The 13,119-nt window shown below is 74.0% G+C and carries 10 protein-coding genes; 6 read left to right on the forward strand and 4 right to left on the reverse strand.

The genetic code is table 11. The features are described from left to right. Nucleotides 1-2: 2 nt before the first annotated feature. Nucleotides 3-1,229, reverse strand: coding sequence for a cysteine desulfurase family protein (locus L7N97_RS03285; protein ID WP_237476941.1), 1,227 nt, complete (start codon nt 1,227-1,229; stop codon nt 3-5). 231 nt (nt 1,230-1,460) lie between these two features. Here L7N97_RS03285 and L7N97_RS03290 point away from each other — a divergent pair, with 231 nt between their 5' ends. Further along, entirely contained in the window at nt 1,461-2,141 is a 681-nt protein-coding gene (locus L7N97_RS03290) for an alpha/beta hydrolase (protein ID WP_237476942.1), read from the forward strand. Between the two features lie 29 nt (nt 2,142-2,170). Further along, nucleotides 2,171-2,659, forward strand: coding sequence for a hypothetical protein (locus L7N97_RS03295; RefSeq protein WP_237476943.1), 489 nt, complete (start codon nt 2,171-2,173; stop codon nt 2,657-2,659). Here the strand turns inward: L7N97_RS03295 and L7N97_RS03300 are convergent. Beyond that, nucleotides 2,643-3,743 (reverse strand): anhydro-N-acetylmuramic acid kinase, encoded by a 1,101-nt coding sequence (locus L7N97_RS03300; protein WP_237476944.1) that lies wholly within the window; start codon nt 3,741-3,743, stop codon nt 2,643-2,645. The two genes, L7N97_RS03295 and L7N97_RS03300, sit on opposite strands and share 17 nt — an antisense overlap. 155 nt (nt 3,744-3,898) lie before the next feature. Here L7N97_RS03300 and tyrS point away from each other — a divergent pair, with 155 nt between their 5' ends. Next, nucleotides 3,899-5,170: a tyrosine--tRNA ligase gene (gene tyrS / locus L7N97_RS03305; RefSeq protein WP_237476945.1), complete on the forward strand. Its 1,272-nt coding sequence runs from the start codon at nt 3,899-3,901 to the stop codon at nt 5,168-5,170. A 94-nt stretch (nt 5,171-5,264) separates the two neighbouring features. On the opposite strand, the gene L7N97_RS03310 is transcribed toward tyrS, so the two are convergent. Continuing rightward, entirely contained in the window at nt 5,265-8,900 is a 3,636-nt protein-coding gene (locus L7N97_RS03310; protein ID WP_237476946.1) for a DUF3971 domain-containing protein, read from the reverse strand. 119 nt (nt 8,901-9,019) lie between these two features. Between L7N97_RS03310 and L7N97_RS03315 the strand changes: the two genes are divergently transcribed. The 3 genes from L7N97_RS03315 to L7N97_RS03325 all read left to right on the forward strand — a co-directional run bounded on the left by L7N97_RS03315 (nt 9,020) and on the right by L7N97_RS03325 (nt 12,287). Then, the gene (locus tag L7N97_RS03315; RefSeq protein ID WP_237476947.1) at nt 9,020-9,493 is read left to right on the forward strand and encodes a peroxiredoxin; all 474 of its coding nucleotides are present in this window, start codon (nt 9,020-9,022) and stop codon (nt 9,491-9,493) included. A 111-nt stretch (nt 9,494-9,604) separates the two neighbouring features. Further along, on the forward strand, nt 9,605-10,924 hold the full coding sequence (locus tag L7N97_RS03320; RefSeq protein WP_237476948.1) for a M23 family metallopeptidase: 1,320 nt from the start codon (nt 9,605-9,607) through the stop codon (nt 10,922-10,924). Nucleotides 10,925-11,075: 151 nt separating this feature from the next. Next, complete coding sequence (locus tag L7N97_RS03325) at nt 11,076-12,287, forward strand: patatin-like phospholipase family protein (RefSeq protein WP_237476949.1); 1,212 nt, start codon at nt 11,076-11,078, stop codon at nt 12,285-12,287. Nucleotides 12,288-12,328: 41 nt separating this feature from the next. On the opposite strand, the gene L7N97_RS03330 is transcribed toward L7N97_RS03325, so the two are convergent. Beyond that, on the reverse strand, nt 12,329-12,946 hold the full coding sequence (locus tag L7N97_RS03330; protein WP_237476950.1) for a helix-turn-helix domain-containing protein: 618 nt from the start codon (nt 12,944-12,946) through the stop codon (nt 12,329-12,331). Nucleotides 12,947-13,119 lie beyond the last annotated feature (173 nt).

The following is a 13,119-nucleotide window of genomic DNA, read 5'->3' on the forward strand; positions in this document are numbered from 1 at the left end:
ACCTATATAGTCGCGCCGCGGTGCAGCGCCGCCCCCAGTGCGTCGAGTCGCGCCGGCGGCATGCCATCCATGCGCGACCGGCCGCCGGCCCGCATGCGCGCCAGCGCCCCGCGGAGCACCGATGCGGCACGGTCGGCGTCGGCCGCGACCGAACTCCACCCGAGACTTACCCTGATCGCGCCAGAAGTGAAACTGGCTTTCACTTTCATGGCTTCCAGGACGTGCGACCTTCCGACCATCCCGGACGCGCAGGCGGAGCCGGACGACACCGCCACGCCGCCGAGGTCGAAGGCCATGAGCAGGCGCTCGGCTGCGACGCCCGGCACCGCGAACGCGCAGGTGTTGGGCAGGCGCCGAGCTTCGCGCCCGAAGATCACCGCGTCCGGCGCCGCGTCGAGCAGCGCCGCCTCGAAGCGGTCGCGCAGCGCCGCGAGGCCGGGCACGAGGCCGGCCGCGGCGGCCGCCCCGAAGCCCGCGATGGCGGGCACGTTCTCGGTGCCCGAGCGCAGCCCGCGCTCCTGGCCGCCGCCGCGCAGCACGGCCGGGCCGGGCGCGACGCGGCCGGAGGCCGCCACCAGCGCGCCAGCGCCGGCGAGCCCGCCGAGCTTGTGGGCCGACAGGACGACGAGGTCGGCGCCGAGCGCGCCGCAGTCGATCCGCCCCGCCGCCTGCACGGCGTCGCAGACCAGCGCGCCGCCGCGATCCCCGACGAAGCCCGCGATGGCGCGGACGGGCTGGAGCACGCCCGTCTCGTTGTTGGCGGCCTGAACGGCCACCATGGCCCGGCCGCCGGCGGCCCGCACCGCGTCGAGGGCCTCTCCCAGCATGGAGAGGTCGAGCAGGCCGTCTCCGTCTACCGGCAGCACCGTCACGGCCTCGGCGGGGAACCGGTGGCCGCGCAGCACGGCGGCGTGCTCGGTGGCGGACACGAGGAGCCGGTCGAAGCCGGGCCGGCCGTCGCAGGCGGCGTCCGGCGACAGGGCGAGGTTGGCGGCCTCGGTCGCGCCGGAGGTGAAGACGACGCCCTCGGGCTCCGCGCCGACCAGGGCCGCCACGGCGGCCCGCGCCCCGTCCAGGGTCGCGCGGGCGCGGCGCCCCTCGGCGTGCACGGAGGACGGGTTGGCCGCGGCCTCCAGAACGGCCAGGGCCGCGGCGCGGGCCTCGGGGCGCAGCGGAGCCGTCGCGTTGTGGTCGAGGTAGACGCGCGGGCGGACGGGCTGGCCGGTCACGGATGATCCACTCAAAAGTCTTGCAGTCGCGAGGGGCGGGCGTGCTAAGAGGCCGTCTGCCCCTCGCTCGGTCCTGCGAGCGGCGGCCGGCGCCAACTTGGAATGGTTCTACCCTGTTAGAATCGTTCTAACGGGGTTACGGCCTCCGGCAACCCGAGTCAAGCGAGCCCCGCCTGCCGCCCCTCGCGCGCCGCGCCGAGCCGGCGCGGCCCCGGAATGCCTGGAGACCCCATGCCTGAAGTCATCTTCGCCGGCCCCGCCGGCCGCCTCGAAGGCCGGTTCCACCCGGCCAAGACGCGCGGCGCCCCGATCGCGATCGTGCTGCACCCGCACCCGCAGTTCGGCGGCACGATGAACAACCAGATCGTCTACAACCTGTACTACGCTTTCGCCGAGCGCGGGTTCTCGGTGCTGCGCTTCAACTTCCGCGGCGTCGGCCGCTCCCAGGGCCACTTCGACCACGGCGCCGGCGAGCTGTCGGACGCGGCCGCGGCGCTCGACTGGGCCCAGGCGGTGAGCCCCGACGCCCGCGCCTGCTGGATCGCCGGCTTCTCCTTCGGCGCCTGGATCGGCATGCAGCTCCTGATGCGCCGTCCCGAGATCGAGGGCTTCATCTCCATCGCCCCGCCGGCGACGCTCTACGACTTCTCGTTCCTGGCGCCCTGCCCCTCGTCGGGCCTGTTCGTCCACGGCGACAAGGACCGCGTGGCGCCGCTGAAGGAGGTGCAGACGCTGATCGAGAAGCTGAAGACGCAGAAGGGCATCCTGATCGAGCACGCCGTGATCCCGGAAGCCAACCACTTCTTCGAGAACTGCGTCGACAACCTCATCGGCGAGGTCAGCGCCTACCTCGACAAGCGCCTCGACAACCCGGCCCGCATCGCGATCCCCGCGCGCAGCGCGGGCGGCTGATCGCCCGCCCGACCGGGGGACCGCCCGCCATGCCCCTCCGCCGCGCCGCGCTCGCCCTGCTCGCCGCCTGCGCCCTCGGCGGCGGCGCGGCCGCGGCGGAGGACGGCGCCCGCTCGGGCTCCGGCGCCCTGGCGCTGGCGGCCCGGGTCGGGATCGAGGACGCGGCCCTGCCCGCCTCCGACCGCAGGACCCTCGCCGCCCTGCTCGACGGCGACGCGCAGGCGGCCGCCTCGGCCCCGCCCATCACGGTCGCGGCGAGCTCCGTCCGGTGCCGCAGCAGCGACGTGGACCTCGCGCTCCACGCCTGCGAGATCGTCGCGGCCGGCGGCAAGCGCAGGCTGACGGGCCGCGGCGCCCAGGCGCTCGACGCCACGCTGCTGGAGAACGGCGTCTCGCCGGACGGCGCCGCGGGCTCGGTCTACGCCGCGATCAGCGACCTGTCCTGCCGGGTCGACCCGAAGGCCGTGGCGGCGCGGGACGGGTCAGGCGCGACCTGCCGCTTCAAGCCCGACCGCTGAAGGCGACGCCGCCCGTCAGCGGCGCCGGCACCCCCGTCGTCCCTGGAAAGGTGATCGGCAGGCCGAGCCGCGAGCGCACCGCGAGATAGGCGAAGGCCTGCGCCTCCACGGCGTCGCCGTCCCAGCCGAGGTCGGCTGCCGCCAGCACGCGGCAGGGAAGCCGCGCCCGGAGCCGGCCCATCAGCGTCGGGTTGCGCGCGCCGCCGCCGCAGGCCACCAGCACGCCCGGCGCGGCCGGCAGGTGCCGCAGGGCGCGCTCGACCGAGGCTGCGGTGAATTCCGTCAGCGTCGCGGCGGCGTCGGCCGTCGACAGCGGCGCCACGGTGGCGCGGGACCAGGCGTCGCGGTCGAGCGACTTCGGCGGGGGCGCCGCGAAATACGGATGGCTCATCAGCGCGTCGACGATGTCGCCGCGCACCGTGCCCGCGGCCGCGGCGGCGCCGTCCCGGTCGAAGGCCGCGCCGCTGCGCTCCAGCATGAGGTCGTCGAGCAGCGCGTTGGCGGGGCCGGTGTCGAAGGCGACGGGGTCGCCGCTCTCCGGCAGGTAGGTGACGTTGCCCACCCCGCCGAGGTTCAGCACTGCCGCCGGCAGGGCGAGGCCGGAGGCGCCGGCGAGCGCGCGGTGGAAGGCCGGCACCAGCGGCGCCCCCTGCCCGCCCGCCGCGACGTCGGCGGCGCGGAGGTCGGCCACGACGTCGACCCCCGCCGCCCGCGCCAGCGCGGCGCCGTCGCCGATCTGCACGGTGAGGCGCCGCTCCGGCCGGTGCAGCACCGTCTGGCCGTGGAAGCCGACGAGTTCCAGGCCGCGCGCCTCCGCGGCATGCGCGGCGAGGAAGTCCCGCACGGCCGCGGCGTGCAGCGCCGTGACCCGCGCTTCCGCCTCGCCCAGCGCGCCGGGCCGGGCGTCGCGGTCGGTGAGGCTGACCGCGTCGGCGAGGGCGCGGCGCAGCAGCGCGCGGTCGGCCGCGGCGTAGGGCGCGAAGCCGGTCGGGCCGAAGCGCAGGCGGTCCCGCCCGTCCGTGTCGAGCAGCGCCAGGTCGATCCCGTCCATCGACGTGCCGCTCATCAGGCCCAGCGCCAGCATGGCTGCCCCCTCCTCGCAGATGCCGCCCCACCGTGGCGCGGGAACCTTGCCGATCCGCGAAAGCGTCGCCGAAGTTGCGCGGGCCGGCAAGACGCCATAGACGGGCCGGCACGCGGCGCCGCCGGGCCCGCCCTCCCCGAACACCGAGTCTTGCCATGTCCGCCAGCGCCGAGCAGGCCGCGCCCGCGTCCGACTTCCTCCGGGTGATGCGCGAGCGCGGCTACGTCCACCAGATGTCCGACGAGGCCGGCATCGACGCGCTGGCGCGCGAGGGATCGCTCAACACCTACGTGGGCTACGACTGCACGGCCGGCTCGCTCCACATCGGCAGCCTCGTGTCGATCATGATGCTGCACTGGCTGCAGGCGACCGGCGCGGGCCGGCCCGTCGTGCTGATGGGCGGCGGCACCACGCGCGTCGGCGACCCGTCGGGCCGCGACGAGTCGCGCCAGATCCTGTCGGTCGAGAAGATCGAGGAGAACAAGGCCGGTATCCGCACCAACTTCGAGCGGCTGATCCGCTTCGGCGACGGGCCGACCGACGCCGTGATGGTCGACAACGCCGAGTGGCTGACGAAGCTGAACTACATCGACTTCCTGCGCGACGTCGGGCGCCACTTCTCCGTCAACCGCATGCTGTCGATGGACAGCGTCCGGCTGCGGCTGGAGCGCGACCAGGAGCTGTCGTTCCTGGAGTTCAACTACATGTGCCTCCAGTCCTACGACTTCGTGGAGCTGAACCGGCGCCTCGGCGTGCGGATGCAGATGGGCGGCTCAGACCAGTGGGGCAACATCATCACCGGCCTCGACCTCGGCCGGCGCATGGGCTCGCCGCAGCTCTACGCGCTCACCTGCCCGCTGATGACCACCGCGTCCGGCGTCAAGATGGGCAAGACGGCGTCGGGCGCCGTGTGGCTCAAGGCCGACATGCTGAGCCCCTACGGCTACTGGCAGTTCTGGCGCAACACCGAGGACGCCGACGTCGGCCGCTTCCTGCGCCTGTTCACGCTGCTGCCGCTGGACGAGGTGGCGCGGCTCGAGGCGCTCGGGGGCGCCGAGATCAACGAGGCCAAGAAGCGCCTCGCCACCGAGGCGACCGCGCTGATGCACGGGCGCGAGGCGGCCGAGGCCGCGGCCGAGACGGCGCGGCTCACCTTCGAGCAGGGTGCGCTGGCCGACGACCTGCCGAGCGTGTCGATCCCCGCGGCGGAGTTCGAGGCCGGGCTCGGCGTGCTTTCCGCCTTCACGCGGTCGGGCCTCGTGTCGTCGAACGGGGAAGCGCGGCGCCAGATCAAGGGCGGCGGCCTCAAGGTCAACGGCGACACGGTCGCCAGCGACGCGGCCGTGCTCTCGATGCGCGACGTGGTGGCGGGCGCCGTGAAGCTGTCGCTCGGCCGCAAGAAGCACGTCCTGCTGAAGCCGGAGTGAGCCGGGCCCCTGCCCGGTCCTTCCCCGCGAGGGCGGGGACGGGCGGCGGCGCGCGTCCGCGCTGGCCGAGGGTCAGGAGCTCTGACCCTCGGGGTCACTCCCCCCCGAGCCGCAGCGCGTCGTCGAGGCCCATCGGGGCGCCCGTCGAGGCGCTGCCGGGCGCGCGATGCGCGGAGCCGTCGATGGCGCCGAAGATCTGGCGCAGGAAGCCCGGCGCCAGCACCGACAGCGGGTTGACGTTGAGCGTCGGGTTCGCCGCCGAGCCGGTGATCTTGTAGTTCAGCCCGAGCAGGCCCTCGTGCCGGCCGCCCCCGAGCAGCGGCCCCAGCACCGGGAGCTGCGAAAACAGGTTGTTGACCCCGAACAGCGGCACGAAGGTGCCGCCGAGGTTCACCTGGTCGCGGCTGAAGTCGATCGTGCCCGCCACGGTGGCGCCGAGCGCCGGCCCGAACATCGATCCGTCCCGCACCTCGACGATGCTGCCCGTCTTGGAGAACGAGGCTTCGAGCTTGCGGAACGTCATGGAGGACGGGTCGACGGGTTGCGCTTCCGCGACCGCGTCCGGGCTGTCCCGGTGCTGGCTGGCGAGGCCCTGGACGGCGAGCTTGCGCACCGCGGGGTCGTCGCGCAGCATGAAGTCGTGCACCGTGGCGTAGCCGTCGAGCCGCTGCCCGAGCATCACGAGGTTGGCGTCGAGCTTGCCGCCCCCCATGCGCTTGTAGAGGTCCATGAAGAGCAGCGCCGCGCCGGCGTCCCCGGCGTGGATCAGGAAGTGCGGCGCGCCGTCGATCGGCGCCGTAGCGACCGTGAGCGGCTGGCGGCCGAGGTGCCCGGCCAGCGTGAGCCGCTTCAGCTCCCTGCCGCGGCGCGTGAGGTGCAACTCGGCCCCGGTCACGGCTTGGCTGTTCTGGCCCGTGAGGATGGTGGCGCGCAGGTCGAGGTCGAGAGCGCCCTTGGCGGGCGCCTCCCTGGGCGCGCTCGGCGCCGACAGCCACTTCAGGAACGGCCGGGCGTCGAGGTTGGCGGCCTGGGCCGACACCTTCAGCCCGTCGCCGGCCCGCTGCGCGTCGACCCTCATGTCGTCGCCCGGCGACAGCTTCACCTGGGACAGCTTGGCGGACGCGAAGTCGCCGTCGCGGTCGAGGTCGACGCTGCCCTTCACGGTCGCGCCGCCGCCCTCGAACGACAGGTTGTCGAGCTCGACGCCGTTGTCGCGCTGCACCACGGCCAGGGTCGCCCGCGCGGGGCGGCCGGCCGGCTTGCTGAAGCCGGGGACCAGCCCCTCGATGCCGGCGCGGGTGAAGTCGAGGTCGACCGCGGCCCGCGTCTTCTCGCCCGAAACGAGCGCGGCCGTGACCTTGGCCGCCACGGGCCCTTTGAGCCCCGCCAGCGTGACGCCGGCGCGCGCGCGCGCCGCCTCGTCGAGGGTCAGCGCCACCACGGCCTCGCCGGCGCCGGACGGCGGCCGGCGCAGCTCGATCGCGGTCGGCGCGCCGTAGAGCCACCCCTCGCCCCTGGCGTGGAGTCCGGTCTTGGGGTCGACGTCGATCTTCACCGCCGCGTCCGTCAGGCCCTCCTTGCCGACGAGCCGGTCGACGCCGAGGTTCGCGGTCGAAGCCGAGACCGAGAAGACCGCGCTGTTCGGCGGCACGTCCTTGCCGATCGGGAACGAGACGTTGAGGCGCCCGTCGATCTGGCCGTGCAGCGTGGCGGGGTCGGCGGGCAGCTCGGCGTAGGGCTTCAGGGCGTCGCGCTGCAGCAGCTCCGCCACCGTCTCGACGGCGCCGACCACGTGGGCGTCGACGAAGGCCGGCATCGGCTTCGGGTCGTTGTCGGGGATGCGGAAGGTCGAGCCCTCGGCGAGCTGCAGGCGGCGCCCGGCCGCGACCTCCATGGCGCCGTGGCCGACGCTCATGCCGAAGGTGCGGCCCGTCACGGTGCCGGTCGCCGCGAGGTCGATCAGCGGCGGCACGCCGTTCATGAAGGCCAGCGACACGCCCGACACGCCGAAGTCGACGCGCAGGTGGCCGTCGGCGACGGACTTCTCCGCCTTCATCAGCGCGAAGTCGGCGTCGTCGAGGTCGGCCACGGCGGTGCCGCCGTCGACCGTCCCGCCCTTGAGGTTGGCGAGCAGCCAAGCCCGCACGGGCGCCGCCACGAAGCTCGGCCACAGGCGCACCAGCGTCTGCGCCGGCATGCGCCGCACCGTCGACACGTCGTGGACGTGGAGGCCGCCGGGGCCGGAGCGGATGTCGGCCGAGCCGCTGAAGTCGATCTCCGGGCCGGAAATGTCGGCGTGGTCGAGCACGAAACGGTGGTCGGCCGGGAACACGCGGAAGCCGATCGCGGCGCGGGCCACGCGGATCGGCTTCTCGTTCGGCCGCTCGGGCGCGAAGGTGCCCGAAGCGTCGAGCGCCGCCGTCCACGGGTCGTCGGCGGCCCGCGGCAGGGCGACCCGGCCCGTCAGGGCAAAGTCCGACGTCGCGCCGTGCAGCTCGGTCCGATCGATCAGCACGGCCGAGGACGCCGGCTCGAAGTGGAAGCCGCCCTTGACGGCGTCGATCAGCATGGGCTCGTGGTCGGGGTCGTCGAGCTTGAAGTAGCCCGACCCCAGCGCGAAGGTGCCCTTGACGGCCTGCAGCTCGCCGGCGGCGCCGATCCTCACGTCGACCCGGGCCGAGACCGGCATGTCGAAGTCGAAGCCGAGGCTCTTCAGGCCGCCCGCCAGCGTGATCTCGTCGAGCGACAGGTTGTCGGCCGACACGGCGAGGAGACGCGTGCCGTCCGGCTCCGCCGCGGCGCGGGCCGTCAGCGTCCAGCGGCCGGCCGGGCCGTCGGCCGCGACGGACAGCCGAGGCGCGCCGTCGGCGTCGCGCGCGAAGCCCAGCACGGCGCCGGAGAACACCGTCGTGGTGCCGTGCACGCGGTCATCGAGCACCAGCCGGCCCGTGACGTTGACGCTCTGCAGGGCCGTGATGGCGCTGTCGGGCGCGGTGGCGGCGTCGGCCAGCGAGCGGAGCGCCGCCGACAGCGCCCGCACGGCTCCGTTGGCGGGGCGGAGCGGCGCGTTGCCGGCCGGGGCCGGGTCGGCGGGCGCCGCGGCGTCCGCGGGCACGTCGGCCAGGGGCTCGCTCGCGAAGGCGCGGGCCAGCGGCACGGCCGCCGCCTGCGCGCCCGCCGACACCGCCACCTGCCCGTCCGGCCGGATCACCAGCCGCAGGTCGACGTCGTGCATGTCGAGGCGGGTCGGGGCGACGCGGCCGACCATCAGCGCCATCGGGTCCACCGCCACCGAGGCGCTCGGCGCCGACACGACCGGGCGCGCGCCGGCGTCGGCGACCGACAGGTCGCGGATCGTCAGCGCCGGGCCGTGGTCGGTCGCCTCGATCGAGGTGCCGGCGAGGTCGAAGCGGAAGCCGTGGCCGACGCGGGCGTTCAGCGCCGCCACGATCTGCGGCTTGAGGTCGAAGGTGATCGGCCCCTGGCGCAGCCTCAGGAACAGCCCCCCGACCAGGACCGCCGCGATGAAGCCGATGCTGGCCGCGAAGCCCGTGAGCGCCAGGGCGGTGCGGCGGAGGCGGATGCGGCGCAGGCCCGTGCGGGGCCGGCCGGCGCGACGGCGCGGGCCCTGCCGGAGCAGGTGCCGCATGCACACCGCGGGCGCGTCGTCCGGCGCCGCGTGCTCGTCCGGGTCGGGTTCACCTCGCCGTGGGTCGTGCGATACGGCCAAGCCGTCAGGCTCCTCGGATTGACGGACCGGACGCGACCGACCACCGTTGCGCGGGCATGCCGATGCGGCCGGCCGCCGCCGGAAGCCATCGGCCCCCAATGGGACGAAAGGAAGACGCCATGGCCGAACCCCTGCAGACCGGCGCGCCCGCCCCGGATTTCCGTTTGCCACGCGGCGACGGCGAGGTGACGCTGGCCCGCTACGCCGGCCGCGCGCTGGTGCTGTATTTCTACCCGAAGGACGACACGAGCGGCTGCACGCGCGAGGCGACCGACTTCAACGCTCTCATGCCGGCCTTTCGCGATGCTGGCGCGGAGATCCTCGGCGTGTCGCCCGACTCCGAGCGCAGCCACGACGCCTTCCGCAAGAAGCACGGGCTGGAGATCGAGCTCGGCTCCGACGAGAGCAAGGCCATATGCGAGGCCTACGGCGTGTGGCAGGAGAAGAGCATGTACGGCCGCAAGTATATGGGCGTGGAGCGCACGACCTTCCTGATCGGGCCGGACGGCCGCATCGCCGAGATCTGGCCCAAGGTGTCGGTGAAGGGCCACGCCGAGGCCGTGCTGGCCGCCGCCAAGGCGCTGGCGCGCTGACGGAGTGTCCCGGACTGAGACGCCGGTGAGGGAACGTTAACCCTGCCCGGATTACCTCGACGCGTGGCGCCGACCCTCGGGGGTGGCGCGGCGCGAAGGGTGGATCCGAGCATGCCGGCGCACAGAGTCCCCCCGTCCGAAGCCCTGCCGCGGTCCCACTACTTCATCACGCTGTCGCGCGGCTCGACCATGCGCACCGTGGCGCTCCGGGCGCCGATGGTGCAGCTCGCCGCCGTGGTGCTGCCGTCGCTGCTCCTGGCGGGCCTGTGCAGCATCGCCTACCTGGCCCTGCACGACGACCTCATGGCCGGGATGATGCGCCGCCAGAGCGCCATGCAGTACGCCTACGAGGACCGCATCGAGGCGCTGCGCCAGGACCTCGACCGTCAGACCGAGCGGGCCCGCGCCGAGGCCGCCAAGCTCGACGCCCGCGTGCACGACCTGTTCGCCCGCGAAGCCCGGCTCGAAGCCCGCGCCACCGCCGTGGCGGGCCTCGCCGCCGAGGCCGGCGCACCTGGCGCCCCCAACCCGGCCGCCCGTCCCGCCCTGCCGCCCGAGATCACCGGCCGCGTCGCGCCGCCGCCCGCCGCCGCGCTGGGCTATGCCGCCCCCGACAAGCCCCGCCCCGTGATCGAGTCCCCGGCGCGCGGCCCCGGCGACCGCGCGCGGCTCGAAGACCACGCGTCCCTGCTCGACGACGCGGCCGTGCCGCTCGGCGACCGCCTCGGCGCCGTCGACCTGTCGCTCGACCGCGTGGGGCGGCGGCAGCTCGACGCCCTGTCGCGCATCGGCGCCGCCGCCCGCGGCCGGGCCACCCGCATCCGCGGCCTCATCGAGACGGCCGGCCTTTCGCCCGACCGCTTCCTGCCGAAGACCGCGGCCGGCGGCGGCGTCGGCGGCCCCTTCGTGCCGCTGCCCGACGGGCCGGACGGCGCCTTCGACCGCGCGGTGGCGGAGCTGCGCGGCGCCGTGACCTCCGCCGGCCAGCTCGAAGCCGCGCTGCCACGGCTCCCGCTCGCGGCGCCGCTGCTCGGACGCATGGAGGTGACCTCGCCCTTCGGGGCACGCACCGACCCGTTCCTCGGGCGGCCGGCGCTCCACACCGGCGTCGACCTGCGGGAAGGCTACGGCACCGACATCCGAGCCACGGGGGCCGGCCGCGTGGCCTTCGCCGGCACGGCGGGCGGCTACGGCAACATGGTCGAGATCGACCACGGCAACGGCCTCGCGACCCGCTACGCCCACATGGGCAGCATCGCGGTGACGGAGGGCCAGACGGTGGCGCGCGGCGCCGTGCTGGGCGCCGTCGGGGCGACCGGCCGGGCCACGGGCCCGCATCTCCACTACGAGGTCAGGATCGACGGCGAGCCGGTCGACCCCACGCGGTTCCTCGGCAGCGCCGACCGGCTGGCGAGCCTCGACGTCCGCTGAAGCCCGGCGGCACCCGGATGCAACACCGCCGATGAATCGGGGGTGGGCCCGGAACATCACATCTTCGCGAGACTTGCCTTCGCGGGCATAATCGCGCCCGTTCGGATCCCGTCGTCGCGGGCCGCCGAAGCGTCATCGGGGTTCCGTGTCCATGTCCACCACGAAGCGCGCGTCGCTGCTCGGTCTCCTCGCCCTCGGTCTGTCGATCGGCGGCTGCTCGACCACCGCGCCGCGCATCCCCTACACCGAAGCCGAGGCCCTCTCGGCCGACGTGCCCGGCATGCCGGCCGACGTGCGCTTCTACGCCGACGCGCCCGCCTTCGTGTTCGAGCGCTTCCGCCAGACCGTGGCCACCCAGGCGCAGGCTCGCCACGAGCCGGTGACCTTTCTGGCTCTGTCGAGCGGCGGCGCCGACGGCGCTTTCGGGGCCGGCTTCATGAAGGGCCTCACGCAGTCCCATCAGCGTCCGCAGTTCACCATGGTGTCGGGCATCAGCACCGGCGCGCTGATGGCGCCCTTCGTGTTCCTCGGATCCAAGTACGACGGCACCCTGCAGAAGCTGTATACGGACGGCTACGCCTCGGCGCTGGTCAAGAACGTGAACATCCTCAACGCCGTGGTGGGCAACGCCTTCGTCGACAGCGACAAGCTCGGCAAGTTCATCGCGCAATACATCGACCAGGGCATCCTCGACGCGGTCGCGGCCGAGCACCGCCGCGGGCGCCGGCTGCTCGTCGTCTCGACCAACCTCGACCAGCAGCGCTCGGTCGTGTGGAACATGGGCGCCATCGCCGCCTCCGGCTCGCCGAACGCCCTGAAGCTGTTCCGGCAGGTGCTGGCGGCCTCGGCCTCGATCCCGGCCCTGTTCCCGCCGCGGCTGATCGACGTGGAGAGCGGCGGCCGCAGCTTCCAGGAGATGCACGTCGACGGCGTCGCCCTGCGTCAGCTCTACGTCGCTCCCGACGAGGTGATCTACGGCGGCCGCGCGGGCACACCGAACCCGATCAAGGACCTCTACATCCTGGTCAACAACAAGATCGACCCGACCTTCAAGGTGGTCGACGACGACACCGTCTCGGTGGCCGCGCGGAGCCTCGCCACGGTGCTGCGGCGCGAGGGCCGCAACAACGTGCTGAGCTCATTTGCCTATGCGCAGTCGCATGGCATCGGATACCACATCGCCTTCATCGACGCCGACGTCCCGGAGCCGCCGTCGAGCGACGCGGCCGAACAGTTCAGCACCGAATACATGACCACGTTGTTCGCGCGCGGCGAGGCCCGCGGCCGGCAGCCCTCGCCCTGGCTGACGCATCCGCCGCTCTCGACCGACCCGGCCGGGCACGCCCTCACCGCGGCGCAGTGAGGGCGGCGGCCGCGCCCGCGTGCCATCCGGCCGTTGGCCGGTCAGTCCATCACGGCCGCCTTCAGGATGCACACCATCGTGGCGTGGGCCGGCGCCGTCCCCGTGTTGCGGATCACGTGGGGGCGGTCGCAGCGGTAGCGCAGCGTGTCGCCGGCGCGGGCGCGCTCCAGCCGGCCGCCGACCGAGACTTCGAGCTCCCCGTCCAGCACCGACAGGCACTCAATCGAGCCGCGCTGGTGCGCGTCGGATTCCAGCACGCCGCCGGGCTCGGCGTGCATGTCGTACCATTGCAGCCAATCGACGGTCTTGATCCAGCCGATGATGGCGAGCCGGCAGCGGCCGTCGTCGGACACGAGCATCGGCATCTCCGCGCGCGCGGTCTTCTCGACGAAGGGCTCGTCCTCGGCGCCCTGCAGCACCTTGTCGATCGACACGTCGAGCGCCTGGGCGAGGCGCCAGATCGTGGCCAGCGTCGGGTTGGTCTCGTTGCGCTCGATCTGGCTGATGATCGATTTCGCGACGCCGGACTGTTCGGACAGGTCGGACAGGGACAGGTTGTAGGCCTTGCGCAGCCGCTGCACCGTGCGGCCGAGCTGGCCGGACAGGGCGCTCGCCCCCGCTTCCAGCGCCTTCGCCTTGTCCCGACCCTCGACGCCCACGGCACGCTCCTCGATCCCGTCCGTGGTGATAGACGATTCCGTTCGGGATATCGAACGCTATCGCGGCCCGTGGCGCGGCGCCGTTGCCGCAAAGCCACCCTTCCCCGGCTTTCGCCGTGGCGGGATTGCGGCGCCGCCGGGCGGGCGCCATTATCGGCCGGCCGTCACACGGG

Origin of the sequence: Lichenibacterium dinghuense (assembly GCF_021730615.1) — a bacterium.
Taxonomy (GTDB): domain Bacteria; phylum Pseudomonadota; class Alphaproteobacteria; order Rhizobiales; family Beijerinckiaceae; genus Lichenihabitans; species Lichenihabitans dinghuensis.

What these genes read in the sequence shown, in the direction of transcription:
- L7N97_RS03295 (WP_237476943.1), top strand. Translation starts at nt 2,171, where the DNA reads ATGCCCCTCCGCCGCGCCGCGCTCGCCCTGCTCGCCGCCTGCGCCCTC.
- L7N97_RS03300 (WP_237476944.1), bottom strand. Translation starts at nt 3,743, where the DNA reads ATGCTGGCGCTGGGCCTGATGAGCGGCACGTCGATGGACGGGATCGAC.
- L7N97_RS03320 (WP_237476948.1), top strand. Translation starts at nt 9,605, where the DNA reads ATGCCGGCGCACAGAGTCCCCCCGTCCGAAGCCCTGCCGCGGTCCCAC.
- L7N97_RS03290 (WP_237476942.1), top strand. Translation starts at nt 1,461, where the DNA reads ATGCCTGAAGTCATCTTCGCCGGCCCCGCCGGCCGCCTCGAAGGCCGG.
- L7N97_RS03325 (WP_237476949.1), top strand. Translation starts at nt 11,076, where the DNA reads ATGTCCACCACGAAGCGCGCGTCGCTGCTCGGTCTCCTCGCCCTCGGT.
- tyrS (WP_237476945.1), top strand. Translation starts at nt 3,899, where the DNA reads ATGTCCGCCAGCGCCGAGCAGGCCGCGCCCGCGTCCGACTTCCTCCGG.
- L7N97_RS03315 (WP_237476947.1), top strand. Translation starts at nt 9,020, where the DNA reads ATGGCCGAACCCCTGCAGACCGGCGCGCCCGCCCCGGATTTCCGTTTG.